The organism is Streptomyces sp. enrichment culture (assembly GCF_964272895.1).
GTDB lineage: Bacteria > Actinomycetota > Actinomycetes > Streptomycetales > Streptomycetaceae > Streptomyces.
This window is the reverse complement of sequence record NZ_OZ186832.1, coordinates 7,299,210-7,324,655: the sequence shown is the minus strand read 5'-3', so window position 1 is coordinate 7,324,655 and position 25,446 is coordinate 7,299,210. Positions and strand designations below refer to the sequence as shown.

Genomic DNA, 25,446 nt, shown 5'->3' with positions numbered 1-25,446 from the left:
GTGGCTGTCGCACCCCGTCCCGTGGGGGGCGGGGTGCGGCCGTGGCTCAGGCGGGCGGAGTGCCCCAGGCCAGGGTGGCGCCGGTGTAGGCGGGTACTGCTGGGGCATCGGTGTAGGCGGTTGCCGTCGTCCTGCTGTAGTCGTTCGTCTCGTCGAAGGCGGACCAGTCCGCCTTGCTCATTCTCAGCTGGATGTCACCGCTGTCCCTCCCCGCGGCGAGTGAGCCGCCCGCGAAGGTGACCTCCAGGTAGGCGTCGGCTCCTCGCACGGGCGTGGTCAGCGGGACCACTCGCAGCTTGACCTGTGCGCATGTCACGGCGGCGTAGTCGCACCAGGCGCTCACGGAGGTGGCGCCGTCGCGCGTGAAGTAGTAGCGCAGGGAGACGGTGCCGAGGTCGACCGAGGAGCTGCCGGTGTTGACCAGTTGGAGCGAGGGCCGGATGGCGTTGTCCGTCGCCGAGGAGTCGTTGTTCTTGTACCGCACCTTCAGCGCACCGGTCGGGGTGTCCGCCGTGGCGGTGGTCACGGTCAGCGCGGCCGAGGGGTCGGAGACGTTGGCCGCCGCGTCACGGGCGCGCACGGTGTAGCGGTACGAGGTGGCCGGGGAGAGCCCGGTGTCCTGGTACGTCGTCCCGGTGACCGGCGCCGCGTTCACCTTGGTCGTGCCCCGGTAGACGTCGTATCCGGTGACGCGCACGTTGTCGGTCGACGCGTTCCACGACAGGGTGACGCTGTTCGACGTGGTGGCGGTGCTGGTCAGGCCGGTGGGTGCCGTCGGTGCCTGGGTGTCGGTCGGGTCCGGGGGTCCGTCGTGGACGTCGCTCACGCTGATGCCGGTCGTACTGGAGGCGCCGCCCAGCGGGACCTCGTGGTCCAGGCTGACGAACTTGCCCTGGTGCTGCCACAGGGCCGGCTTGAGCAGGGCGTACTTCTCCTCGTCCCAGCTCTTCCAGTCGTTCAGCAACAGCCCGCCGGTGTCACCGGAGTTGGGGTTCAGGCACCAGAAGGTCTGGTGGATGCGGTGCTCGGCGATGAGGTCGCGCAGGGCGGTCATCCACTTCTCGTTGGGGCCGCCGTCGAGGAAGCCGCCCCATTCGCCGATCAGCAGCGGCGCCTTGTTCTCCTTGTGGAGGTAGAGCCAGTTGGGGTCCCAGACGTCACGTTCGAGGGTGGTGCGGTTCCAGTCGCCGCTGAACCACGGCTGCTGGAACACCAGCGGTCCGTAGTCGTGCGGGGAGTACACCAGCTGGTCGTTGTGCGCGCCGAGGTCGACGGGGTGGTCGCGGACGCCGCGCAGGTTCCCGCCCCACCAGGTCGAGTGGTAGTCGGTCGGTGTGGTGGAGGTCCAGCTCACGCCCGTCTTGGGGTATACTTCTATGCCCTCGCAGAGCACCAGCAGGTTCGGGTTGACGGCGAGGATGCGCTTTCCGGCGGTCTCGCAGGCGTACTTGAAGTTGTCCTGGTCCGTGGAGCCGTCCCACTTGGCACGCGGGCTGCTGCTGGCCGTGCCGTGCGGCTCGTTCTTGATGTCCATCGCGACGATGGTGTCGTCGTCGCGGTAGCGCGCGGTCACCCATTCCCAGGCCCGGTAGAAGTCCTCGGCCGTGATGGTGCCCTTCCACCACACGGGGTGCACATGGCCGGAGTTGTCGGCCTCGGCGCTGTGTACGTCGAGCATGACCTTGATGCCGTACTGCTTGCACAGGGCCAGCCAGTGGTCGAAGACCTGCAGCGACGTCTTGCCCGCGATCTCGGGGTTGGCGTACGCGTTGACGCCGCTCGGGACCGTGGCCTGGCCGTTCTTCCACTCCAGGAGGAGCTGGGTGGAGATGGGTACGCGGACGATGTTGATGCCCCGGTCGGCCATCGACTTGGTGATCTCGGTGATGTTCCCCGACCACAGGCCGTGGAAGACGCGCTCGGTGGCGTTGAAGCCGAACCAGTTGGTTCCCGTCAGCCAGACCTCGTCGCCGTTCGCGTCGACGATCCTGTTGCCTTCGGTGTGCAACCAGTCGTCGCCGGGTGCCGCGACGGCCGCGGCCGAGGCCCGTTCCCCGGACGACGGGTCCGCGGCCTGGGCGGCGGACCCGACCGCCGACAGTGTTCCCGCGGCCAGAACCGCGGCGAGCAAGGTACTGAGTCGCCTGAGCGGACCCCGGGGCCTGCTCCGTGCTGTTGGCTGTCCCACTATGTGTGCCCTTCTGGTCAAGTGGCCGGAACGAGAAGCACGTTCAGAAAATGGGAGCGCTCCCATTGGCGCGTTGCTATGAAGCCAGGCGCCTCACGAGCTGTCAACCGTCTCGGCAAAACCATGAAGCGGGCCGGTCTCACCGGCCGGCGGGTCCGGCGGCCCGGTTGCAGGGCTGCGGGGCTGCCAGGCTGCGGGGCTGCCGGGTCCTGCTGCGGCGGCGGATTCCGCCGACCGTCGGCTCGCTAGTGTGACGTCATGGCTGATGTCTTCGAGCTGGTGGTCGAGCTGGATCTCCACGACGCGCTGACCGAGCAGGAACTGGTGGAGCTGCGGTGGCACCTCGGCCTGGGTCCTCGGCCTCGGACGCTCCGCATCGTCACCGGCTTTCCGGTCGTCGTCGAGGACGAACAGGGGGACTGTGCCGTCGAAGAACGCCCCGAGCCCCTACTGGCCTGCCACGGTGCCGCGTTCAAGGCAGGCGGAACCCTCGCCTCGGCCCTCGTGCCTCGGCCGGGCGCCGCAGATCGGGGAGGCTGGACCCTCACCAGCAGGCAGGAGATCCACCCCGACGACTTCGAGGCCACCGGCGAACTCCTCGCCTGGCTCGCCGCCCGCGCCGCCGACGACGTCCAGCGCGCGGACGGGGCCGTTCCGTTGGGGTGGATCCGGTTCTACGAGGACCCGCGCCCCGAGCCGCTGGTGGTGCGTGACGGCGTGGTCCAGTGGCCTTCGTAGTGCGGCTGGGCGGCTGACCGCCCACCGGCCGGCGGCCCCGCTGCCGCCATCAGCCTCGCGTCCCCCGGCCGCTGCCGCCATCAGTCTCCTGCCCCGGCCGAGGGCGCCAGGCGCCCCACCGGCAGCAGGGCTTTCTCAACTCTCCGACTCGGATGTCCGCTCGGAGGCGGCCAGCTGGTGCCGCAGCGCCGCATTCTCGGCTTCCAGCAGGGCGATGCGCTTGCGGGCGAAGTACAGCTCCATCACGGCGTCCTGGAATTCGGACACGAGCTGCTCAGGGGTCAGTTCCATGGTCAGGCCGGTCCGATCACGGTGACGGTGCCGGAGGGACCGCGCCACTTCAGGGCACCGCCCTCGGCGTAGAGGACACCACCGTTCGTCGGGTTGCCGACCGGGGCGGTGGTGGCGTTGCGGATGCCGATCACGCCGTCGCCGCCGCCGTAGGACTCGGCGCCCGTGGCACCGAACATGGCGTTGTGAGCGGCCAGCGCGCCGCTGTTGAGCACCCGCAGCTTCGCGGTGCCCGTGCGGTCCCGTATCTCCACCAGACGGCTGGCGGTGTCCTCGTTGGCCTGCATGAGGAGTCCGATCAGGGAGTTGCGCTGAGCGATCTCCACCCGGCCGCGCGGGGTCGCCCCGATGGCGAGGCCGATACCGACGGCTCCGGAGCCCTTCACCACGAAGTCGTCCACGCCGTTGTTGCGCAGCGTGATGAGATTCCCCTTGGTGGGGCCGGTGGTGTGGGTGACGAAGATGCCCTGCGCGGCGGTGCCGCCCGACTGGTCGGTGACGCCCTCCGTGTCCAGATAGACGGACACCGCGGCCGCTCCCCCGTCCGAGGCGTCCGCATGCCCCCGGTGCAGGATCTTCAGTGTGCCCCTGCTCCTCTCCCTCCCGGAGAGGTACATCGCCGAGTCCTCCGGATTGTCCGAAGTGACGTTCAGCGCGACACCGTCGCCGGCCGTCCCGGCCTGATAGACGGTCAGTGCGTGGAGCTTCGCCGTGGCCGCCGTCGACACGGTCTTGAACACCGAGGTGGTGCCGCCGTCGGTGCGGAAGTTCCGGGCCCGTACCTCGCCCGGGTACGTCACGTCCCCCTCGGCCTCTCCGGCGTTCTCGGCCGCCGACGCGGTCCCCGACCCGGCCGCCACCGTCACGGCCCCCGCCGTGAACGCCCCCAGGAACAGCCTGCGCGTACTGGTCACCTGCACTCCTCACCCCTCACTGATCAACAGTCCGGCACGCTACGCCGTGGCGACGCTCCACGCCAGAGCCGCCCGATCCACGTGGGCGAGTGGCGGGCAGAGCCTCCGGGCTTCGACGGCTCGGGACCGGCCCCGACTGACGTTCCTCAGACAGGGCCGGGGCTACCGGCGCCGCTCCTCAGCCCTTCCTCGATCAACGCCCGGAGCCTCTCGTCCTGGAGGATCGCCGTGTAGTCGTGGCACACCGACAGACGGCGGTCCTGGGCCGCCAGAGTGCGCAGACAGGCGTGCACGGCGGGGCTTAGGGGGCCGGAGCGGAGCAGCGTGCGCAGTGCTTCCTCGAAGCGGCCGTAGCTGTCGCCGCCGTCGGCGAGGGCACGGATGTGTTCCTCCAGAACCGCTCGGTCGGGCTGGGGAGCGTCGGGGCGTGCCCGGGCCGTCGGGTCCATCGCCGCCAACGCCTCGGTGGCGTGGTACGTCTGGAAGCCGGCGGCGACACAGGCGGTGACCTCCGGCAGAGCGGGGCGCGCGTCCGGCCCCCAGGCCGTGAGGGCCTGCAGGAAGTCGGCGATGGGGACGCCGCCGATGTCCGGGGCGGCGAGTGCGCGGCGCAGTTCCTCGCGTACCGACGGCAGGAGCGCTCGCGCGTGGGCCCGCAGCGGGGCCAGGACGTCGACGATCTCCGGGCGGCGCGGGTCGCTGACGACATAGCCGCGGCCGTAGTGGTCGCGGTACGGGGCGCACAGGGCGTCCACCAGGCCGGGCAGCGCACGCGGGTCGCCCATCCGGGCCAGCGCCCAGCGGGCGTGCTCGCCGACGGTTCCCTCCAGCAGCTCGTCCTCGCCGGTGTCGTCGAGCAGCGCGGCGAGCCGGTCGGCGTGGGCGGCGGCGCGCGGGCCGAGAACGGCCAGGAGGTGGGCGCACCGGTAGCGGACCGAAGGGTCGGGGTGCTCCAGGAACCGGGCGGCGAGGGCCAGTACGGCGGGCTCGACCGACCGGTGAAGGACCAGCAGCTGCCAGGCCCGGTCCAGCACGGCACGCAGCAGATCGACGTCCTCGTCGGGGTCCGCCGCCTCGGCGAGCCGCGCCAGGAAGGCCGTCGCCGTGGCCGGCGCCTCCTCGAACAGAGCGGCCGTCCAGCAGGCGACCGCCTCGCGGTCGAAGGGGTGCTCGATGTTCGGCTCGTACCAGACCTCCTCCCAGCGTGACCGGGCGGCGGGATCGGTGAGGGCCGCGACCAGGAGCTCCTGCTCGCGCTCCACGGCCTGCGGGGACAGCTCGGGCTGCGCCGCCTGCGGGGACAGCTCGCGCTCTGCGGCCTGCGGAGCCGGCTCACGCTCCACGGCCTGCGCGGACAGGGCCGCCGCCAGGGACGCCGAGGCGTGCACCGCCGCCGTCCGCAGCACGGGGTCCGGGTCCCGCAGCAGGGCCTCCAGGACCGCACGGGTCTCGGCGGCCGCCTCCGTGCCGGGCGCGCGACGGCCCAGCGCGAACAGCACCGGCAGCCGCACCGCCGGGTCCCGCTCCGCCCGCCACCGCTCCAGCAGTCTGCCGGGGGCGTCCGCCAGAGGCAGGGCCTCCCGCCGTACCGCCGGATCGCGGTCGGCGAGCAGGGCCTGGATCCCCTCCTGCGCTTGGCTCCAGGCATCGGCCCAGCCCTCGTCGACCAGGTGGGGCGGGGCCTCGCGCGCACTCTCCGACAGGTGGACGAGCAGCTCGACGAGCGTCGTGCGCGCGCCCGTCCGGGGATCGGCGGCCAGCGCGACGACGAACGGCAGGACGGCCGGGGCGACGGAGGCGACACCGCGGTGCGGCAGCGCGAGGGCCGCGAAGAGGTCGTAGCAGTCCTCCTCGGTCGACGACGGACCGGACCGGAACAGCCGCCTCAGCAACCGGCGTACGTCCTGGACGGTCACTCCCGGATCGCGTGGATCCGCGGACTGAAGCCGCTCCCACGGCACCGCGGCCAGCGCCCGCTCCGATATTTCCTCCACCGGTGTCCCCTCAGTCCTGTGGGTCGCGCAGGCCGACGCAGTCGAGGGCCCAAAAGGGCTCCGAGTAGACGAAGGTGCCCGTCATCCATGGCTCGTGAGCGGACAACCGGGCGACCTGGAACGCGGCTTCGGGTATACGCAGCGACGGCGAGCGAAAGCCCGCAGCGCCGGCGTTCTCGAAACCGCGCGCGCCGTAGTAGCGCGGCGAACCCTCCAGGAACACCAACGGCACCCCCTGGCTGTCGGCTGCCTTGAGGGCGTGGGCGACGAGTCGCGTACCGATGCCCTGGCGCTGGAACTCCGGGAGCACGCCCAGCGGTGACAGCGACAGGACGTCCACGATCCGGCGCGGTGCGTCCAACCGTGTCGCGCTCAGCAGGACATGCCCGACGACCCGGCCGTCGACGACGGCGACGCAGGACATCGGCGCCAACGGGGCGTCCGCGACGCGAAGTGCCTCCGCGAGCCCGGCGACCCGGCCGTTGTCACCGAAGGCGCGGGTGTGGACCTCGCGCACGTCGCGGTGATCGTCAGCGGTCTCCTGCCGGATCACCAGCCCGGCATCGGCAGTGATCCGGGGGCCGTCGGGCGGCGCAGAGTGTGAGGTCATGGCCGCGAGGGTAGATCGCGGGGGCGGCCCGGCGCGAGGCGATTGCGGACCAGGTCGTCGGCGGCGGCTGACGTCCCGACACCTCCCGCGCGTGGAAACGATGTTGAGAGACTTCGGCCATGGGATCTTGGGGAACCTTGGGGCCGGCGCTGTTGTCTCTCGCAGGCGTTGTGCTCGGCGCGGCCGGTTCGCTGTTCGGTCAGTACCTCGTCTCGCGCGCGAGCACTCGACAACTCGAGGTGCAGGAAGCCGCCGCCCACCGGGCGGAGCTCAAGGACGCGGTGCTGAAGTTCGTGGGTATCGCGTTGCAGCTGGAGAAGCTGGCGCTCCCCCACTCGCGCACCGACGGCACCGACCGCACCGCCGCCGCCGATCCCGAGCTCGGTCGGCTTGTCGATGACCTCTGGCTCGCCCAGGCGGAGATCGACCTGGCGGCCAGAAGCGAGCCCCTGCGGGGCGCTGCCTATCGTTACGCGTCCCGCCTCGCTCAGGCGGCCCGAGGCGAGGCAGCCGACGCGTCCGCGCTGCGTGAGCCGCAGGTTCAGTTCATGGATGCCGCCTACGCCGACATGTGGCCCGGTCAGCGACGGGCCGATGGGGTCCCCACACGTCGGTAGGCCGATCCGGCAGCGGCGGGCGCGAAGAGGCGTAGGAGCCACCCCGAACAGCCCACGCGGCCACCCTCCAGGCGCAGAGTTGAACACGTTCAACAGGTCTGACATGGTTGCTGTCCACGGCCCGCTCCTCTCGGTCGGCCGATGCAGCTGAGGGTTGGGGGCTTGGTGGCGGGTGGAAGCAGGCTGCGGGCGTGGGGAGCCGCTGTCGGTGGCTCGATGGCGGTTCTGACCGCTGTGACGGGGTGCGCGGGTCCCTTCCAGTACTACGAGGGCACAGGCGTCCACGACGCCACGGCGGCCGAAGTCGCCGGCAGCTGGGAAAACGTCGAGGGAACCCGCGTGGTGCTTCACCAGGCCGGAACGGCTCTCGTCCAGAAGCTGGACGGGCAGGACTTCGACTTCGAGGACGGCTGGCGCCTCTCCGGTACGGGGACCTGGCGACTGACCGACGCCGACGGCGGACAGCTCGTCCGGCTCACGCTGACAGCCCGGACGCGGGCGGAGAGGCGTTCCCCGGCAACGGCCACCGCCACCCCCTCCCCCACTCCCCCCTCGCCTCCTCGCCCCCCGTCGAGATACTCGTGGTCCTTCTACGTGGACCGCGATCAGCACGACGAGTTGAGACTGTTCTTCTTCTACGGCGATCCCGACATCGGGAACACCTATGTGATGACGCGCGAGACGGACTCCTAGCCATGCGGCGACCGCTGCGCCCGACACAGTCGCCTCGTCGCCTCGTCGCCTCGTCGGCTCGTCGGCTCGTCAGCGGTCGACCGGGAGCACGCGGTCCAGGCCGCTCTCGCGCAGGATCTGCCGGATGGTGCCGTCCAAGGTGCTGGCCGCGTCGATGACGGTCTCCATGCCGTCGGGCAGCAGGTCCTTCTCGCGGTACCAGTCGCGCAGGTGGGCCTCGGTGACGTGCTTGAGGTACTCGGCATCGGGTTTCGTCGCGTGCCGCAGCACCGTCTCCGCGAAGGGCACGTCGAGGTAGTAGCAGCGCGAGACGCCACGGTGGGCGCGTACCAGGTGCTGGAGCATCGTGCCGTAGCGGTCGGCGTACAGGATGCCTTCCACGACGACGTGGAAGCCGTTGTCCAGGGCGTAGCGGGCGGTGAGGTCGATCAGGCCGATGTTCGCGGCGCCGGGCCGGTCGCGTTCGCGCAGCACGGTTCGGCGCAGGTTGTCCTGGCTGACGATCGCGAGGTTGCGGCCGAACTTCTCGCGCAGCCCGGCCGCCACGGACGACTTGCCCGAGGCGCTGTTGCCGCGGACCACGATCAGGCGTGTGTCTTCGGTTCCCACCGATTCCGGCACGGTCTCCCCCACTTGTCGTCGGTCCTGCGCTCCGCCACGTCCGGGCTGTCATCAGAGTCTCCCGGTTCAGGACCAAAAGCGTCCGGTGCCGATCAGGCGCCGCGGGAACCGGTCCACGGCACGGGACAGCTCCCGGCGGTGCGGGTTCGGGCACTGCGCGGCCGACGCCGGCGGCACCCGCGGAAACGCCGCCTGTCCTCCCCCTCCCCCTGGGGATCAGCCTGCGGCGATCTCGCGGGCCGCGTCGCGGGCTGGGCGGCCGACGCCGATGAGGGTGGCGGAGGCCGGGCCGGTCCAGTCGCCGTAGCCGAGCAGGTGCAGGCGCGGTTCGTCGAGCGACCGGGTGCCGTGCGTGGCGATGTGGCCGCGTGGGCCGCGCAGGCCCAGGGGCTTGAGGTGGGTGAGAGCCGGCCGGAAGCCGGTGCACCAGATCACGGCGTCCGCCGGTGCCCGTGTGCCGTCGGCCCATACGACGCCGTCGCGGTCCAGGCGTACGAACATGGGTTGCGCCTTCAGCAGCCCCGCGTCCCGCGCCTCGCGCACCGGCGGTACGGCGACGATGTTCCCGAGCGACGCCACGCCGCCGGTGTCGGCGCGGCCCTCGTCCAGCGCCCGGCGGCGTGCGGTCGCCACGTCGAACAGGGCGCGCCCGTCGATGTCGTCGGCCAGGAAGCGCGGCGGTCGCGGGGTGACCCACGTCAGGTCGGTGTCGTGGGCGAGATCGGCGGCGATCTGGGCACCGGAGTTGCCGCCGCCGACCACGACGACCCGCTGTCCGGCGAAGTCGGCGGGACTGCGGTACTGGACGGTGTGCAGCTGCCGTCCGCGGAAGTCCGCGCGGCCGGGTACGGCGGGCACGAAGGGCCGCCACCAGGTGCCCGTGGCGCTGATGACCGCGTTGCCCCGCCAGGAGCCCCGGTCGGTCTCGACGCGCAGGAACGGGCCGTCCCGGTGGACCCCTTGCACATGGACCGGTCGGTGCACCGGGAGGTCGTAGCGCCGCTCGTACTCGGAGAGGTAGCCGACCACATGGCGGGCGTCGGGGTACGTCTTCCCCGCTTGTACGGGCATGAGCCGGCCGGGCAGCGACGAGTACGCGGCCGGGGAGAACAGGTGCAGGGAGTCCCAGGTGTGCCGCCAGGCGCCGCCGGGTTCGGCCTGGGCGTCGAGGACGACGAAGTCGAGGCCGAGGCGGCGCAGGTGGTAGCCGGCGGCGAGCCCGGCCTGGCCGCCGCCGATCACCACCACCTGAGTCATGTGGTTCACTCGGCGGGCTTCCGGCCCGGCATGAAGATCAGCGCGACGAGGGCGAGCCCGACCACCGCGCCGACGACCTGCATGCCGACGAAGCCGGCGACCGAGCCGGGGGCGATGCCGGCGAACGTGTCCGTGAAGGCGCGGCCGACGGTCACGGCCGGGTTGGCGAAGGACGTGGAGGAGGTGAACCAGTACGCGGCGCCGATGTAGGAGGCCACGGCGACCGGGGCGAAGCGCAGCCCGTCCGTGCGGGCCAGCCCGAAGACCAGCAGGATCAGACCGGCGGTCGCCACGACCTCGCCCAGCAGCAGGTGGCCGGCCGAGCGGTCGCGCGTGGACCACTCCACCAACGGCTCACCGAACATGGCGTCCGCCAGGATCGCGCCCGCGATCGCGCCGACGATCTGGACCGGGAGGTACACGGCCGCGTCGCGGAGGGTGACCCCCTTGCCGTCGCGTCGGCCGGTCCACCACTCGGCCAGCGTGACGACCGGATTGAAGTGCGCGCCCGAGACGGGGCCGAGCAGGAGGATCAGGACGCCGAGGCCGAAGACCGTGGCCAGGGAGTTCGCCAGCAGCTGCACACCCACGTCGCGGCTCAGATCGGTCGCCTGGATGCCGGAGCCGACCACGACCGCCACCAGGGCCGCGGTCCCGACCAGTTCGGCGGCGGCCCGCGCGAGCAGCGGCCTGGGCGGCGGCAGGACGGCCGGGGGCGCTTGCGGCTCGGGGGCGGCTGCTACGGCGGGCGCCACGACTGCGGACGCTTCGGTACGGGTCACGGACAGGCCCTCTTGTTGTCGGCGGCGGTACGGGCGGACTCGGCCAGGTCGGCGAACTGACCGGCGAGCAGGGCGATGACGTCCGGCCTGAGCCGGTAGTAGGTGAACCGGCCGCACGGTTCCGTCTCGACGACCCCGGCCTCGCGCAGCACTCTCAGGTGGTTGGAGAGGTTGGTCTGCCGGGCACCGGTCTCCTCCACGAGATGCGTGGTGCACAGCATCTCCCGGGCCAGCAGGGTCACGATCCGCAGCCTGAGCGGGTCGGCCAGCACCCGGATCAGATCAGTGTCGACTGACGTCATCATGTACTGATACTGTCACATCAGTGGTGGCTGACACCATCGGGTGCTGACGTCATGCGCGCCTGATGTCGTCGTGCGCCGGGCACCGTTCCGCTCGCAGGACGGGGCACCGGCTCCGTCGCAGGACGGGCACCGATTCCGTCGCGAGACAAGAGAGACCTCCAGATGTCCGACAAGCCCTCCGTGCTGTTCGTCTGTGTCCACAACGCCGGCCGCTCCCAGATGGCCGCCGCATGGCTGACCCACCTGGCCGGGGACCGCGTCGAGGTCCGTTCCGCCGGCTCCGCCCCGGGCACCGAGGTCAACCCGGCCGCCGTCGAGGCCATGCGGGAGGTCGGCATCGACATCTCCGCCGAGGTGCCGAAGATGCTCACCGTCGACGCGGTCAAGGAGTCCGACGTCTGCATCACCATGGGCTGCGGCGACACCTGCCCGGTCTTCCCCGGCAAGCGCTACCTGGACTGGCAGCTGGAGGACCCGGCGGGACAGGGCGTGGAGGCCGTACGCCCCATCCGCGACGAGATCAAGGCCCTGGTCGAGGGGCTGATCCAGGAGATCGCCCCGGAGCCCCGAGCATGAGGGCGACGACGCGGTCCTCGCCGGCGGTTCGCTGACGAGACCGCGAGGAGGGCAGGCACCAGCGTGGCACCGTCTCATTCCGTCTGATGGCGCACCATAGTGGGACACCATGAGTACGGAACCCAGCGAACAGCAACAGGCAGGGTCGCCGCATGGTTCGTCCGCCGACCACACACCCGACCGCACCCTGGTCGGGGTGGGGATGGCCGCGGTGGCGGCCGTCGTTCTGTGGGCCTGGCTCGGTGAGGAGTCCTTCGACACCGCCTCGTCCACGAGTCTGGCGTGGGTGCTGGACAATTTCGGCTGGTTGTTCGTGGTCGCGGCGGATGTGTTCCTGGTCCTCTGCCTGGTGATCGCGTTCAGCCGCTTCGGCCGCATCAGGCTGGGCAGCGACGACGCGGAGCCGGAGTTCGGGAATCTCGCGTGGATCGCCATGATGTTCAGCGCCGGGATGGGGATCGGCCTGATGTTCTACGGCGTGGGGGAGCCGCTCACTCACTATCTGGCGCCGCCCCCGGCGAGCGGTGTGCGGGCCGGGTCCGCCGATGCGGCGCGTACGGCGATGGAGTACTCGTTCTTCCACTGGACGCTCACCCCGTGGGCGATCTACGGCATCGCGGGGCTCGCCCTGGCGTACGCAGGCTTCCGCAAGGGGCGCGGCAACCGGCTCAGCGCCGCGTTCGTGCCGCTCATCGGTGCCCGGCGGGCCGTGGCCTGGCAGGGCAGGGCGATCGATCTGCTCGCCGTGTTCGCCACCGTCTTCGGTACGGCGACGAGCCTGGGCCTGGGCGCCCTCCAGGTCGCCGAAGGGCTCGACCTCACGGTCGGAGTCGACGCCACCCTGACCACCGAACTGGTCATCATCGCCGCTCTGTCGGCGGCGTTCGTCGTCTCGGCCTTCTCCGGACTGCACCGCGGAGTCAAATGGCTGTCGACGCTCAACATCGTGCTCGCAGCGGGCCTGATGGTGTTCGTCTTCCTGCTCGGCCCCACGGTGTACATCCTGGACACCATCCCGGCGTCCGTCGGCGGTTACCTGAACAACCTGCTGCCCATGGCGTCCCGGACCGGTGCCTTCTCCGACCACGCCTGGCTGGGCACGTGGACCATCTTCTACTGGGCCTGGTGGCTGTCGTGGGCACCGTTCGTGGGAACGTTCATCGCCCGCATCTCACGCGGCCGGAGCATCCGCGAGTTCCTCATCGGTGTCCTGCTGGTGCCGAGCGGCGCGACCATCGTCTGGTTCTGCGTCCTGGGCGGAACGGCGCTGCGCCTCGAGCGGACCGGGCAGGCGGACCTCGCCGGCGCGGTCGAGGACGGCGCGGAGGCGTCGCTGTTCGCGATGCTCGACGCCTTGCCCCTGGGTACGGTCACCTCGTTCGTCGCGATGATCCTGGTCATGACGTACTTCGTCACGAGCGCCGACTCGGCGTCACTGGTGATGGGGTCCCTGACCAGCCGTGGTGCCCTGCACCCGCCTTCGTGGCTCGTCGTCATGTGGGGGGTGCTGATGGCCGCCGTGGCGGCGGTCCTGCTGGTGGTCGGCGGCCTGAACTCCCTCCAGACGGCGACCATCCTGGTCGCCCTGCCCTTCGTGATCGTCATGCTGGTGCTGTGCTGGGCGCTGCTGAAGGAGCTCCGGGAGGACCCGGGCGCCGGACTCGCCCGGCACCATGCGCTGCACGGGCTGCAGGACGTCGTACGGACGATGGTCGGCGACGTCGTCACGGCACAGGGCCGCAGCCGTCACCCCCGTCTGTGGCGGGCGGCGAAGGCCCGCACCGAGCCGGACGACGAGACGAGGCCGAGCTAGTACGCCAGCAGTACTTCACCATTCGTACTGGTCACGAGCCCCGAGACTGGAGAGCGTGGTGATGTGCGGGAGGAGGTGGGACGTCGTGGCCCGGTGGGCACCCCAACGAGCGGACACGCCGCATGGGGGGACAGCGGCGGCTGGTACTCGACGGCGGAGGCGCCACCTGTGCGACGAAGACACCGAGCCCCGGCGCGAAAACCTCCGCGACGGCGTTCACCTGCCTTCGCGCCAACAGCCCTGCCCCCCTGCACTCCAGCCTTCAGCCGCTGGCCGGCTCAATGAGACGAGTCACGATCGTGACGATCGCCAGGATCGCGGCAGTCACGCGAATCCCATCACACCTGGCCAGAGTCTCTGTCTGGCCGCTGGCTGCATCTCCCAGATCAGGCGTGCCACGCCCCCGTAGTCGCACGCCACCAAGACCAGTGCGGCCACGGGAAGGACCCAGATCCACTCGATGTGCAACTTCTATCCTTCCGACAGCCTGAGCCATCACGCGTACCAGTACGCCTTCGCCATCACAGCCCCGCGAAGCCAGCGCACACTACCGACGGCGACGGAAAGCGTCAGTCGCTCTGCGGTCGACCACGCGGCTCACTCGCCTGCCCGCTCTGCTCCGGTCGCCTTGCTCAGCAGGGCGGCAAGACGGATGGCGGTCTTCTCACCAGCTCGCTGCCTTAGCAGGCCCTCCTTCGCGGCGGCACGCAACCAGATCTCCGCTCTTCCCTCATCGACCTTCAGGACTCGCGCGGTCACCACCACAGGATTCATGCCGCCGACACCACCGCTCGCCACGACGCGGATCGTCTCGTTCTCCTCGATGGAGCCCACGGGCACGGCGGCACCCAGCTGAAGCAGCAGGACCGTTGCAAGATCGGTCCCAGAGTGCCGTCGGCTCGAGGCAGCTGTGGTTCGCCTGTGGATCAAGGGCGGACCTTCTTCATATACGTGGTGGATCGGCTCCGCGGAGCCTCTCATCGCATTGCAAAAAACCGGAGCTGCCGTCCCCTGTGCGGCAGCTCCGGACCGTGGCCCAGTCAGACCTGGGCGTGGCCGTTCAGAGCGGCCAGCGGGGTGTCAGCGCGGCCCAGCTCGCCCGCCTTCCCCAGCAGTTGCTTCAGCTGCCCGGCGTCGGCTCCGAGAGAAAGAGGCAGGCGAACACACCGACGCCCGTTGCTGATATCCATGGCGAGTCCTCTGGGTCTACGAGAAGTTGACGCCTCGGCGGCGAGGCGGGACGGCCCGCTCGACCACGGGCTGATGCGTCGTACGTGACGCCGATCGACGGCTCAGCCGCGGACGCCAGAACTGCCGGGGTCGTACGGAGTGCTGCTCGCCGCGTCGGCGCGAACGCCCGACGGCACCGGGCCGTCGAGGACGGCGGCAACGGTGAGGCGGCGTCTTCGGCCCGCGCCATGTCCTCACCCCGATCCGGTCGTGTCAGGTCCCGGCGCTCGCGCCCATTGGGCATCCTCATCGGTACCGGCGCGGGCTCGATCGTGCTCGCAGGCGTGCCGGTCGCCCGCCGGCTCTTCGACGACCGTCGCATGCGGCAGTGGGAAGAGGACTGGCGGCAAGCCGACTTCCGGTGGAGAGGGAAGACCCGCTGACGTGTACGGAACGACCTGCTCCCTACGGCGGCGCACAGCGGGATACCCCGGGGACACCGGCCTCCCCCCGGGCACGAGCCATCTGCCAGTCTTGTCCGGCGTCGTCAAGAAAGCGTCGGCGCAACGTCAAGGACGATGGAGGACGGGTGGCAGGGCGGGAGATACCCGACGAGTATCTGGAGGGGTACGCCCAGATGCTGGGCGAGGTGGGTGCGACGGGCCGTCGTCTCACCCGGGAGGAGCTGGAGTCTCTCAGGGCGCGGGGTGAGCTCGCCGCGGAGGCCGGCTTCGGACTGCGGGCCCTGGTACGCAGGCACATATCCGTGGCCCGCGACACCTGGCCCACGCTCGCGCCCGTCTCGGGAAGTCATGTGCTGGCCGCCGTGGAGCAGGCCATCGACGCCTTCGCCGAGGGACACGAGCGCGCGCAGTTTCTCGCCGTACGTCAGGAGGAAGCAGTCCGTCGGGAGTTCATCGACGACCTCCTCTACGGACGCAGCGACCTGGGCCGTCTCGCCGAACGTGCCGAGCGCTTCGGCCTGCTGCTCTCCCGCGCCCACGCCGTCGCCGTCGCCGAGGGCGACAAGCCGGTGGAGGACGCCGACCCTGCCGCCCGGCAGGTGGAGAGCGCCGTGGTCGCCCGGTTCGGCGAGCGGCGCATCCTGCTCACGACCAAGGACGGCCGGCTGGTCTGTGTCGCGCCCGGCGACCAGGACGACGTGCTGTCGTTCTTCGCCAAGCAGGCGTACGCGGCCACCGACGGCGGCCGGGTCGCCATCGGACGCCCCCACCCGGGCGCCGGCGGAGTCGTCCACTCGTACGAAGAGGCCCTGGGCGCCCTCGATCTCGCCGAGCGGCTCCAGCTGTCCGAGCCGGTGCTGCGCGCGGCCGACCTCCTGGTCTATCCGGTGCTGAGCCGTGACCGGCAGGCCATGGCCGACCTCGTGCACAACACTCTCGGTCCGCTCAAGCAGGCACGCGGCGGCGCCCGTCCGCTCATCGAGACGCTCACGGCGTACTTCGACTCCGGCTGCGTCGCCGCCGAGGCGGCACGGCGACTCAGCCTGAGCGTGCGGGCCTTCACCTACCGCCTGGAACGTATCCATAAGCTGACCGGTGCCGATCCCTCCGACTCCGTCCACCGCTACACCCTGCAGACAGCGGTGATCGGCGCCCGCCTGCTCGGCTGGCCCGACAACGATGTGTGACAAGGCACCCGCGCGCTAGCAGGGCGACGCCGAACATCGTCGACAGAACAACCATGCCGATCTGATCCGCTGTGCCCCGATGAGTGCGCCTCGAGCGAGCTCAGGGCCTGACCACCAAGGGGCGAGGAAGCAGTCCGGGCTCTAGGCTGGTGGCCAGGTGCGCCGGGAAGGCTGGTCGGCAGGCGAACCGACCCATGCTCTGGAGCCCCGGATGCCCGAATCACCTCGTGCCGGAAGAGGCTCCCATGCGCATGAGCTTTGGAAGGCGAGAATCCGTCGGTGGAGCCCCTGGCGCCGAGGCCGCTCCCCCTCCGACGTCATGGATCGGGTCGTGGTCAGGCTGTCTGGTGAGATCACGGGAGTGAATGCCGAGCGCATCGGCAGACGGCTTCAGAAGGCGACTGAATCGCGGGCCTCGATCCTGGAGATCGACCTGGCGGACGTGAGGTACGTCAGCAGCGCCGGCGGCACGGCGTTCGTCTTGGCGCTCCGCGCCGCCCAGGACCGCGGCACGCGAGTGATCGCCACACACGTAGGCGCCCAGCCTCTTGGTGCTCTCCGGCAGCTGGGCCTGGAACGAGCCCTCGATGTGTACGAAGGCGACGCACCGCTCAGCGGCCCGTTCGACGAGTGCTAGGCGGCACACATTGACGATCCCTTGACGGCTTCCTAACGGCCAGGTCCTGTATCTCGCCCGTTTCCGCAGGTACGGTGTGCCGCTGGGATCTTGACGAAGTCCTGACGCGCAGTGCCGGAGGGCACGGCTCGGGCACGGCTGGGAGTGGCAGTGATGGCGGGACTGGTGCCGTGGGCACGAAGGCGGACATCGCTGCTCGCGGCACACCCCGCTCGTGTCGGTGTCATGGCGTTCGCCCTTGTGATCCTGCTGGGGACGTTGCTGCTGGCGCTGCCGTTCGCTGCGGAGGACGGGTCCGCGACGGACTTCGTCACCGCGCTGTTCACGTCCACTTCGGCCGTGTGCGTGACAGGGCTGGCCGTGGTGGACACGGGCACGCACTGGAGCGGCTTCGGTGAGGGCGTCATCCTCGCGCTGATCCAGGTCGGCGGCTTCGGCATCATGACCATGGCCTCGCTGCTGGCGCTGCTGGTGTCGGGCCGATTGCGGCTGCGGCTGCAGTTGCACGCGCAGGCCGAGACCAAGAGTCTGGGCATCGGAGACGTACGCCGTGTCTTGCTCGGCGTCGCCGGCACCACACTGATCGTGGAACTCACGGTCGGGGCCGTCCTCGCGCTGCGGTTGCGCCACGGGTACGGCGAGGGCATCGGCAGCGCCGCCTACCTGGGCTTCTTCCACGCCGTGTCGGCCTTCAACAACGCCGGGTTCGGGCTGCACGCGGACAGTCTCACCCGGTACGCCGGGGACGTGTGGATCACCGTGCCGGTCGCGGCGGCCGTGATCCTGGGCGGCATCGGCTTCCCGGTTCTGCTGGAGCTGCTGCGCCATCGCCGTCGCCGCCGTACGACCGGACGCCGCAACTGGACTCTGCACACCAGGCTGACCCTGCTCACCACCGCCGTCCTCCTGCTCGGCGGCGCGGTGCTGACCTGCGCGCTGGAGTGGACCAACGCCGGCACCCTCGGACCGCATTCGACGGCCGACAAGATCCTCAACGGCTTCTTCCACTCCGCGATGTCCCGTACCGCCGGCTTCAACTCACTCGACGTCGGCGCGATGCACGCCTCGACGCTGCTGATGACCTGTGTGCTGATGATCATCGGGGGCGGCAGCGCCGGTACCGCGGGCGGCATCAAGGTGACCACCTTCGCGGTGCTGCTGGTCGCGATCATCGCCGAGGTCCGCGGTGAGCCCAACTCCACCGTGCTCGGCCGCCGGCTCGCCCCGCACACCCTCCGCCAGGCGCTGACCGTGGCACTCCTGGGCGTGGGGCTGGTGATCGTCTCCACCCTGGCCCTGCTCACCCTCATGGACGAGCCCTTGGAGCCGGTGCTGTTCGAGGTTGTCTCGGCCTTCGGCACGGTGGGTCTGTCCACCGGCATCACCGCCGATGTGCCCGTCGCCGGGCAGCTGCTGCTCATCATGCTGATGTTCGTCGGTCGCCTCGGTCCCATCACGCTGGTCTCAGCCCTCGCCCTGCGCGAGCGCACCCGCCGTTACAACCTTCCTGAGGAGCGACCCGTCATTGGTTAACTTCCTGCACTCCCTGCGCCACAGGCGCCGCAAGAGGCTCGCCGACACCCACGCCCGGCCCAGCGCCGACCAGCGCGTCGCCGTCATCGGCCTGGGCCGCTTCGGCTCCTCCCTGGCGAGCGAGCTGATGCGGCGCGGCTGGGATGTGCTCGGCATCGACACCGACGCCCGTCTGGTCCAGAGGTACAGCGACGAACTCACCCATGCCGCGGTCGCAGACTCCACCGACCCCGAGGCCCTGCGCCAGCTCGGCGTCAACGAGTTCACCAGCGCCGTGGTCGCCATCGGCTCCCACATCGAGGCGTCCATCCTTGTCAGCACCAATCTGTTGGAAGCCGGGGTGCCCAACATCTGGGCCAAGGCCGTCAGCCGCCGACATGGGCAAATCCTGGAGCGCCTCGGCGTCCATCACGTCGTGCTGCCCGAGCACGAGATGGGTGAACGCGTCGCCCACCTGGTCACCGGCCGGATGCTCGACTTCATCCAGTTCGACGACGACTACGCTCTGGTCAAGACCGTCGCCCCCGACCTCGCCACTGGTGTGCCCCTTGGCCGGAGTCAGGTGCGCAGCAGGTACGGCGTCACCGTCGTCGGCATCAAGCGCCCCGGCGAGGACTTCACCTACGCCACCGCGGAAACCGTCGTGGAGAAGGGTGACGTCATCATCGTCACCGGCAAGACCCAGGCGGTGGAGGCATTCGCCGAGCTCAGCTGACCGAAAGCACCCCTTCCGACGTGCGGTTGCCGAACCGGTCCGGAATCAGCCCGCGGATCCCCGCTGCCGGACCCCGGCAATGTCAGACGCTCCTGCGTGCCTGCGACGGACCTGTCAGTGTCGCGTCAAGAACGGGTAGGCTTCCCAGCGGTGTGCCGGGAAGTCTGGTCGGCGGTGTGGGGAGAACTCTCTTCGTCGATCGGGGTTTGGCGCATGGTGCTCGTCGTTGTCTTTGGTGTGGCGCTGCTCATCGCGGTGCTGCTGTCCGGGCTCGCGGCCCGGACCGTGCTGTCCACCTCCTTCCTCTTCCTCGCGGGCGGGGCGCTCGTCAGCGACGGTTTTCTGGGCCTGATCCACATCACGCCCGACAGCGAGATCGTGTCCGTAACGGCCGATCTGGCGCTGTTCGCGGTGCTGTTCACCGACGGCATGCACGTCTCCTTCCCGAAGCTCCGCGCCAACTGGCGCAGCCCCGCCCGTGCGCTCGGGCTGGGCATGCCGCTCGCGTTCGTCGGGATGGCACTGATCACGCACTTCCTGGTGGGCCTGGACTGGACGACGTCCTTCCTCGTCGGTGCCGTACTGGCGCCGACCGACCCGGTGTTCGCCTCGGCGATCGTCGGGCGCAAGGAAGTCCCGGCGAAACTGCGGCAGTTGCTGAATGTGGAGAGCGGCATCAACGACGGGCTGGCCCTGCCGGTGGTGCTCATCCTCATCGCCGCGGCCGGGCCGACGTCCGGGCACGCCGAGGCCGACTTCGGGAAGATCGCGCTCGAGCTGGTGCTCGGCCTGGTCTTCGGCATCGTCATCCCGTTCGTGGTGATCGAACTCGTACGGTTCCGGCTGCTGGGCGCCGAGCCCAAGCTCCAGCCGCTGCTCCCCCTCGCCATCGGCGTGATCCTCTACGCGCTCTGCCACCTCACGCACGCCAACCCCTATCTCGCGGCGTTCTCGGCCGGCGCGGTGCTCACCGCGCGCTCGCTGGAGGCGAAGGAGGCGTTCGAGCCGCTGGGCGAGGCGCTGGCGGAGCTGGCCAAGTTCGCGGCACTGCTGGTGTTCGGCGCGCTGCTGACCCCCCAGCTGTTCGGCGACCTGTCCTTCGGCGGCTACGTCGCCGCCGTGCTGGCGATCGTGCTGATCCGGCCGGCCTCGCTGCTGCTGTCCCTGCTCGGCACCCGCTTCACGCGGCAGGAGAAGCTGGTCGCCGCCTGGTTCGGGCCGAAGGGCTTCGCCTCGGTGGTGTACGGGCTGCTGGTGCTTCAGGCCGGGATTCCGCAGGGCGAGGAGGCGTTCACGCTCATCGCCGTGTGCATCGCCTTCTCGATCGTCGCGCACAGCTCCACCGACGTGCCCATCGCCCGCATGTTCCACGTGGAGGACATCGCCGGAGTGGATGAGGGGTCCGGTACCGCCAAGGCACGTGAGCGCCTGGGCGCTTGAGTCGGCGTCCCACCACCTGACCCTGCCCTCTCCGCCGTCCGAGTCGGAGGTGCCGTACAGCATGGCCCTGCTTCCTCAGCCCGCTCGGTCGGTCGCCCGGCCGGGGCACATGATCGTCTGTGGTGACGACGCGCTCGCCGAGCGGCTGGCCGCGGAACTTGCCTCCGTCTACCGGGAGCGCGTCACGCTGGTCGTACCGGGCGCGTCCCGGAGCGCCCCGACGGCTTCCGCTTCAGCGCTGTTCGGGCGGGTGCAGGCCGCGATGCGCCGGGGTGGCGGGAACGCGGTCGGTCCACGCGTGCTCCAGACGCCCGTCCTGGACGAGGCCGCCCTCGTCCAGGCGGGCGTGCAGGAGGCGGCGGCGCTGGCACTCGTCCATGACGACGACGAGACCAACATCCACGCCGCGCTCGCGGCCCGGCGCCTCAACCCCCGGCTCCGGCTGGTGATCCGGCTCTACAACCGCAAGCTCGGCCAGCACCTGGAGGAACTCCTCGACCAGGCGGCCATGCTCGCCGTGCCCGGCCTGGACCCGCATGCCCTCGACACCTCCACCACCGTCCTGTCGGACGCGGACACCGCCGCCCCCGCGCTCGCCGCCACCGCCGTCGCCGGCACCAGCAAGGTCGTCCAGGCCGACGGGCTGCTGCTGCGCGCCGTGGAACGCTCACCGGCCGGACCCGGTCAGATCCCGGACCCCGGCCTGTGCACCCTCGCGCTGCTGTCGTCGACCACCAACGACCCGGCGGGCACGGAGGGTTCGGACACGAGTGGCCGGGAGGGGCCGACGCTGCTGCCGGACGACGACGCGGTGGCCGCCGCGGCAGGTCGCGGCACCGTGGTGCTGGAGACGGTCGTGCACACCGGCTCCGCTCCCCCGCCACGGCGGCTCGCGGGGCGCGGGTTCCCGCTGGGATCGCTCTTCTCCCGACGGCTGCGCTGGTCGCTGGCCGGACTCGTGGCCTGCGTGCTGGGGCTGGCCGTCGTGAGCCGTGTGACCACCGGGGACCATCCTCTGCACGCCGGGTACGTCGTCCTGCTCGACCTCTTCGCCATCAACGACCCCGCGCTCGGCGAGACACCTGCCCGCCAGGTGCTTCAACTCCTTTCCGCTCTGGCCGGCTTCCTCCTGCTGCCCGTGCTGTTCGCGGCCGTCCTGGAGGCGCTCGGCACCTTCCGCACCGCCTCCGTGCTGCGCCGCCCGCCCCGCGGACTGTCCGGCCACGTCGTCCTGCTGGGCCTCGGCAAGGTGGGCACCCGCGTGCTGGCCCGCCTCGACGAACTCGGCATCCCCGTGGTGTGCGTGGAGGAGGACCCCGAGGCGCGCGGTATCCCCCTCGCCCGCCGCCTGCGCATCCCCGTCGTCGTCGGCGACGTCACCCAGGAAGGCGTCCTCGAATCCGCCGCCGTGGACCGCGCGCACGCCCTGCTGGCCCTGACCAGCAACGACACCACCAACCTGGAAGCGGTCCTGTACGCCCGCTCGGTCAAGCCCGAGCTGCGGGTGGCCCTGCGCCTGTACGACGACGACTTCGCCGCGGCCGTCTACCGCACCCTGCGCGCCGCGTACCCCCGGGCGCTGACCCGCAGCCGGAGCGTCTCCACCCTGTCGGCACCGGCCTTCGCCGGAGCCATGATGGGCCGCCAGATCCTCGGCGCCATCCCGGTCGAACGCCGCGTCCTGCTCTTCGCCGCCCTGAACGTCGCCGGTCATCCGCAGCTGGAGGGACGCACGATCGCCGAGGCGTTCCGCCCCGGTGCCTGGCGTGTCCTCGCCCTGGACACCGCCGAACCGGACCACCGCACGCCCGACCTCGCGGCCACCCCGTCGCACGACGGTAGGGAGCGGCCGGCCGGTCTCGTCTGGGATCTCCACCCGGGCTATGTCCTTCGCGGCGAGGACCGTGTCGTGCTCGCCGCCACCCGGCAGGGACTGGCCGAACTCCTCGGCCGCCGGCCCCTGCCCACCGTGCGCCCGCCGGGTCCGGCGTCCGGTGGCCAGGGCCACTGACCGCCACCACCGAGCCGCCTCTCACGACTGAGCCGATCGCGTGCCGTGGCCGTGGTCCGCCGCGTACGCGGTGATGACTCGGCCTGCGCCTCCCCCGGTGTGCAGGAAACGGTCGTCGAGGATCACGGCGAGGTCGTCGAGAGCCGTGCGCAGGAGGGAACCCGCCAGGCGGACGTCCGGGTGGGCAGCGGCGGCGGCCTGTCGCGCCAGAGAGACGGCGTGGTCGAGCTGGAGCGGCAGGGCGGTGTGGTCGTCGACGTCATAGAAGTAGTACGACTCCGGGTACTGCATGAAGTCGACGGACACCACCGAGACAGCGGCGGCGAGGCCGTCCAGGAGCGCGGCGCCCCCGTCCGAGTCGAGCGCCGATGCCGGGACGCCACTGCGACGCAGGTGGGACAGGCGCAGGGCGAGTGCTCTGCGCCTGGCCAGGGCGGGATAGATGCCGAGGATCCACGCCACGGTCGCGGACAGCAGGGCGAACCCGGACAGGGCCTCGACAGGAGCGAGGACCCGCAGCCAGCCGGCCGTCGGGGCGATGTCGCCGAGCCCCAGGGTGCCCAGCATGACCATGGATACATAGAGCGCGTCGAGCGGCCCGGCGTGCTCGCCGGGGTTCAGACCCGTGGCGTAGGAGAAATGTTCGGGCATGTGCGGCCAGTACACGAGTGCCCAGCCCACAGCCATGGTGGAGGCCCAGACCGCGACGACGGCGACCATGCCCAGCGGCCCGGTCAGCCCGGCCGGCCGGTGTCGCAGTGCAAGGTGAGGGGAGAATCGCCACATACAGGTCATCACCAGTCGGCTCAGACCGCCGTGGCGGGTCGGGTGCCACAGCGTGTGGAACACATCCCGGAGGGCGCCCAGGACGAGAAGGCCGCCGGCGAGTGTCGCGAGCCACGTCATCGCTTCCCCCGTCCGCAGATACATGCACGATGAACGGACACACGCGTCCGGATAACGGTCGCGTCACGCGTGCTGGACTTTCGGAACATCACCGTCCGCAGTGTGACATGCGTCACCCCTTGGGGGGTGGGTGCTGTGGTACCAATACGCAACTTCGCAGGTGGCACCACCCCTCGCCGCCCTGCGGACCGGCCGGCCCATCCCGGCCTGCCAGACCTGACGATCACTGTCCGAGTCCGCGGACAGCATTGTTTTCGGTCGCCGATCGGACAACGGCGTTCGCTCACAGCCCGTCCCCTCTCCGGCGCAGCTCCCTGTGCGCCGGCCACGCGCTACGAGGTACCCACCCGTGTCACTCGATGCCTTCACCCAGTCCGTCGACAAGGCAGTCAGCGGATTCTTCGAGCCCATAGCCACCTGGCTCGGCAAGGTCGTCTTCTACACCGTGCCCGTCGCCGGCACCGAGCTCCCCCTGATCGTCGCCTGGCTCGTCGTGGCCGGCATCGTCTTCACCGGCTGGTTCGGCTTCGTCCAGCTGCGCAAGTTCAAGCTCGCGGTCGACGTCGTACGCGGCAAGTACGACGAGAAGGGCTCCACCGGCGAGGTCAACCACTTCCAGGCCCTCACCGCCGCCGTCTCCGGCACCGTGGGCCTCGGCAACATCGCGGGCGTGGCCGTCGCCGTCTCCATCGGCGGTCCCGGCGCCACCTTCTGGATGATCCTGTGCGGCCTGCTCGGCATGGCCACCAAGTTCGTCGAGGTCACCCTCGGTGTGAAGTACCGCGAGGTGCACGCCGACGGCACCGTCTCCGGCGGCCCGATGCACTACCTGCCCAAGGGCCTGGCCGACCGCTTCGGCAAGAACGGCAAGACCCTCGGCAAGGTCCTCGCCGTCCTCGCCTCCTTCATGATCCTCTTCTTCGGCCTGTTCGGCGGCAACCTCTTCCAGGTCAACCAGTCCTACGCCCAGCTGGTCTCCGTCACCGGCGGCGAGAGCGGCCTGATGGGCTCCTCCGCGGGCGCGCTGTTCTTCGGCATCCTCATCGCCGCGCTCGTCGGCATCGTGCTCCTCGGCGGCATCCGTTCGATCGCCTCCGTCACCAGCAGGCTGGTGCCCGCCATGGCCGGCATCTACATCGCCGCCTGCCTCGTCGTGATCGCCGTCAACGTCAGCGCCGTCCCCTCCGCGATCTCCTCCATCGTCGAGGGTGCGTTCAACCCGCAGGGCGTCGCCGGCGGTGTCCTCGGCGCGCTGATCATCGGCTTCAAGCGGGCCGCGTTCTCCAACGAGGCCGGACTCGGCTCCGCCCCGATCGCGCACTCCGCGGTCAAGACCAAGCACCCCGCCAGCGAGGGCCTGGTCGCCCTGCTCGAGCCGTTCATCGACACGGTCGTCATCTGCACCATCACGGCGCTGACCATCGTCATCGCCAACCCGGCCAGCTACGTCGAGATCCGCAACGGCGGTGAGGCCATCGGCGGCGTCACCATCACCTCGGACGCCTTCGAGACCGTCCTGCCCTGGTTCCCGTACATCCTGACCGTCGCCGTCATGCTGTTCGCCATCTCCACGGTGCTGACCTGGGGCTACTACTGCATGAAGGCGTGGACGCACCTGTTCGGCCGCAGCCGCACCAGCGAGCTGACCTTCAAGGTCTTCTACACCGTCTTCGCGGTCGCGGGCTCCCTGCTCACGCTCCAGACGCTGATCGACATGGCCGACGCGGTGCTCTTCATGCTCGCCGTCATCAACATCATCGGCCTGTACCTGCTCGCCCCGGTCGTCAAGCGGGAGCTGAACTCCTTCCTCGCCTTCGTCAAGCGGCGTGACGCCGGCCTCGACACCGACGAGGACACCGACCAGGAGCCGGTGAAGACCACCGTCTGACCGTCCCCCCGGCGGCCCGGCTCCCGAGAGGGTCTGTCTCCACCTGCGCCTTGGTGGGGGCAGGCCCTCTCCCCCCGTCTCGGCACGTGAGAGGCA

The 25,446-nt window shown here is 70.5% G+C and carries 24 protein-coding genes; 12 read left to right on the top strand and 12 right to left on the bottom strand.

Features of this window, described 5'->3' with window-relative positions; translation table 11 throughout:
* Positions 1-46: 46 nt before the first annotated feature.
* Positions 47-2,131, bottom strand: a complete 2,085-nt coding sequence (locus ACSU6M_RS32620) for a cellulase family glycosylhydrolase (RefSeq protein ID WP_437074671.1) — start codon at positions 2,129-2,131, stop codon at positions 47-49.
* Positions 2,132-2,446: 315 nt separating this feature from the next.
* On the opposite strand from ACSU6M_RS32620, the gene ACSU6M_RS32615 reads away from it, so the two are divergent.
* On the top strand, positions 2,447-2,926 hold the full coding sequence (locus ACSU6M_RS32615) for a hypothetical protein (RefSeq protein WP_437074669.1): 480 nt from the start codon (positions 2,447-2,449) through the stop codon (positions 2,924-2,926).
* A 135-nt stretch (positions 2,927-3,061) separates the two neighbouring features.
* On the opposite strand, the gene ACSU6M_RS32610 is transcribed toward ACSU6M_RS32615, so the two are convergent.
* From ACSU6M_RS32610 to ACSU6M_RS32595, 4 genes are all read right to left on the bottom strand, one after another.
* Positions 3,062-3,217 carry a hypothetical protein gene (locus ACSU6M_RS32610; RefSeq protein ID WP_437074667.1) on the bottom strand — a complete coding sequence of 52 codons (156 nt, stop codon included), beginning with the start codon at positions 3,215-3,217 and terminating at the stop codon, positions 3,062-3,064.
* Between the two features lie 2 nt (positions 3,218-3,219).
* Entirely contained in the window at positions 3,220-4,131 is a 912-nt protein-coding gene (locus tag ACSU6M_RS32605; RefSeq protein WP_437074665.1) for a hyaluronoglucosaminidase, read from the bottom strand.
* Positions 4,132-4,277: 146 nt separating this feature from the next.
* A complete protein-coding gene (locus tag ACSU6M_RS32600) occupies positions 4,278-6,125 on the bottom strand; it encodes a hypothetical protein (RefSeq protein ID WP_437074663.1) in 1,848 nt (615 codons plus the stop codon).
* Between the two features lie 10 nt (positions 6,126-6,135).
* Complete coding sequence (locus ACSU6M_RS32595) at positions 6,136-6,678, bottom strand: GNAT family N-acetyltransferase (RefSeq protein ID WP_437075445.1); 543 nt, start codon at positions 6,676-6,678, stop codon at positions 6,136-6,138.
* Positions 6,679-6,854: 176 nt separating this feature from the next.
* On the opposite strand from ACSU6M_RS32595, the gene ACSU6M_RS32590 reads away from it, so the two are divergent.
* Positions 6,855-7,352, top strand: a complete 498-nt coding sequence (locus ACSU6M_RS32590) for a hypothetical protein (protein ID WP_437074661.1) — start codon at positions 6,855-6,857, stop codon at positions 7,350-7,352.
* Between the two features lie 216 nt (positions 7,353-7,568).
* Positions 7,569-8,045 (top strand): hypothetical protein, encoded by a 477-nt coding sequence (locus tag ACSU6M_RS32585; RefSeq protein ID WP_437074660.1) that lies wholly within the window; start codon positions 7,569-7,571, stop codon positions 8,043-8,045.
* Between the two features lie 69 nt (positions 8,046-8,114).
* Here ACSU6M_RS32585 and ACSU6M_RS32580 read toward each other — a convergent pair whose 3' ends face one another.
* The 4 genes from ACSU6M_RS32580 to ACSU6M_RS32565 all read right to left on the bottom strand — a co-directional run bounded on the left by ACSU6M_RS32580 (position 8,115) and on the right by ACSU6M_RS32565 (position 11,010).
* Positions 8,115-8,654 carry an AAA family ATPase gene (locus ACSU6M_RS32580; protein WP_437074659.1) on the bottom strand — a complete coding sequence of 180 codons (540 nt, stop codon included), beginning with the start codon at positions 8,652-8,654 and terminating at the stop codon, positions 8,115-8,117.
* Positions 8,655-8,882: 228 nt separating this feature from the next.
* Positions 8,883-9,923 (bottom strand): ArsO family NAD(P)H-dependent flavin-containing monooxygenase, encoded by a 1,041-nt coding sequence (locus ACSU6M_RS32575; protein WP_437074657.1) that lies wholly within the window; start codon positions 9,921-9,923, stop codon positions 8,883-8,885.
* A gap of 5 nt (positions 9,924-9,928) precedes the next feature.
* A complete protein-coding gene (locus ACSU6M_RS32570; RefSeq protein WP_437074656.1) occupies positions 9,929-10,705 on the bottom strand; it encodes an aquaporin in 777 nt (258 codons plus the stop codon).
* Positions 10,702-11,010 (bottom strand): ArsR/SmtB family transcription factor, encoded by a 309-nt coding sequence (locus ACSU6M_RS32565; RefSeq protein ID WP_437074655.1) that lies wholly within the window; start codon positions 11,008-11,010, stop codon positions 10,702-10,704. Before ACSU6M_RS32565 ends, ACSU6M_RS32570 begins: the two co-directional genes overlap by 4 nt.
* A gap of 162 nt (positions 11,011-11,172) precedes the next feature.
* Here ACSU6M_RS32565 and ACSU6M_RS32560 point away from each other — a divergent pair, with 162 nt between their 5' ends.
* Both ACSU6M_RS32560 and ACSU6M_RS32555 read left to right on the top strand, forming a co-directional pair.
* Complete coding sequence (locus tag ACSU6M_RS32560; protein WP_437074654.1) at positions 11,173-11,586, top strand: arsenate reductase ArsC; 414 nt, start codon at positions 11,173-11,175, stop codon at positions 11,584-11,586.
* Positions 11,587-11,695: 109 nt separating this feature from the next.
* Positions 11,696-13,399, top strand: a complete 1,704-nt coding sequence (locus ACSU6M_RS32555; RefSeq protein ID WP_437074653.1) for a BCCT family transporter — start codon at positions 11,696-11,698, stop codon at positions 13,397-13,399.
* Positions 13,400-13,996: 597 nt separating this feature from the next.
* On the opposite strand, the gene ACSU6M_RS32550 is transcribed toward ACSU6M_RS32555, so the two are convergent.
* Together ACSU6M_RS32550 and ACSU6M_RS32545 are read right to left on the bottom strand one after the other, a co-directional pair.
* Positions 13,997-14,233 carry a hypothetical protein gene (locus ACSU6M_RS32550; protein ID WP_437074651.1) on the bottom strand — a complete coding sequence of 79 codons (237 nt, stop codon included), beginning with the start codon at positions 14,231-14,233 and terminating at the stop codon, positions 13,997-13,999.
* Between the two features lie 206 nt (positions 14,234-14,439).
* On the bottom strand, positions 14,440-14,589 hold the full coding sequence (locus ACSU6M_RS32545; protein ID WP_437074650.1) for a hypothetical protein: 150 nt from the start codon (positions 14,587-14,589) through the stop codon (positions 14,440-14,442).
* A gap of 617 nt (positions 14,590-15,206) precedes the next feature.
* Between ACSU6M_RS32545 and ACSU6M_RS32540 the strand changes: the two genes are divergently transcribed.
* From ACSU6M_RS32540 to ACSU6M_RS32515, 6 genes are all read left to right on the top strand, one after another.
* Complete coding sequence (locus ACSU6M_RS32540) at positions 15,207-16,220, top strand: PucR family transcriptional regulator (RefSeq protein ID WP_437075443.1); 1,014 nt, start codon at positions 15,207-15,209, stop codon at positions 16,218-16,220.
* Between the two features lie 331 nt (positions 16,221-16,551).
* Complete coding sequence (locus ACSU6M_RS32535; protein WP_437074648.1) at positions 16,552-16,857, top strand: STAS domain-containing protein; 306 nt, start codon at positions 16,552-16,554, stop codon at positions 16,855-16,857.
* Positions 16,858-17,010: 153 nt separating this feature from the next.
* Positions 17,011-18,390: a TrkH family potassium uptake protein gene (locus ACSU6M_RS32530; RefSeq protein ID WP_437074647.1), complete on the top strand. Its 1,380-nt coding sequence runs from the start codon at positions 17,011-17,013 to the stop codon at positions 18,388-18,390.
* Positions 18,383-19,105, top strand: coding sequence for a potassium channel family protein (locus ACSU6M_RS32525; RefSeq protein ID WP_437074646.1), 723 nt, complete (start codon positions 18,383-18,385; stop codon positions 19,103-19,105). Before ACSU6M_RS32530 ends, ACSU6M_RS32525 begins: the two co-directional genes overlap by 8 nt.
* Positions 19,106-19,318: 213 nt before the next feature.
* A complete protein-coding gene (locus ACSU6M_RS32520; protein WP_437074644.1) occupies positions 19,319-20,545 on the top strand; it encodes a cation:proton antiporter in 1,227 nt (408 codons plus the stop codon).
* Positions 20,546-20,606: 61 nt separating this feature from the next.
* Positions 20,607-22,556, top strand: a complete 1,950-nt coding sequence (locus ACSU6M_RS32515) for an NAD-binding protein (RefSeq protein WP_437074642.1) — start codon at positions 20,607-20,609, stop codon at positions 22,554-22,556.
* Between the two features lie 21 nt (positions 22,557-22,577).
* On the opposite strand, the gene ACSU6M_RS32510 is transcribed toward ACSU6M_RS32515, so the two are convergent.
* Positions 22,578-23,462: a potassium channel family protein gene (locus ACSU6M_RS32510; RefSeq protein ID WP_437074640.1), complete on the bottom strand. Its 885-nt coding sequence runs from the start codon at positions 23,460-23,462 to the stop codon at positions 22,578-22,580.
* Positions 23,463-23,811: 349 nt separating this feature from the next.
* On the opposite strand from ACSU6M_RS32510, the gene ACSU6M_RS32505 reads away from it, so the two are divergent.
* Positions 23,812-25,350, top strand: coding sequence for an alanine/glycine:cation symporter family protein (locus ACSU6M_RS32505; RefSeq protein WP_437074638.1), 1,539 nt, complete (start codon positions 23,812-23,814; stop codon positions 25,348-25,350).
* The last annotated feature ends 96 nt before the right edge of the window (positions 25,351-25,446 follow it).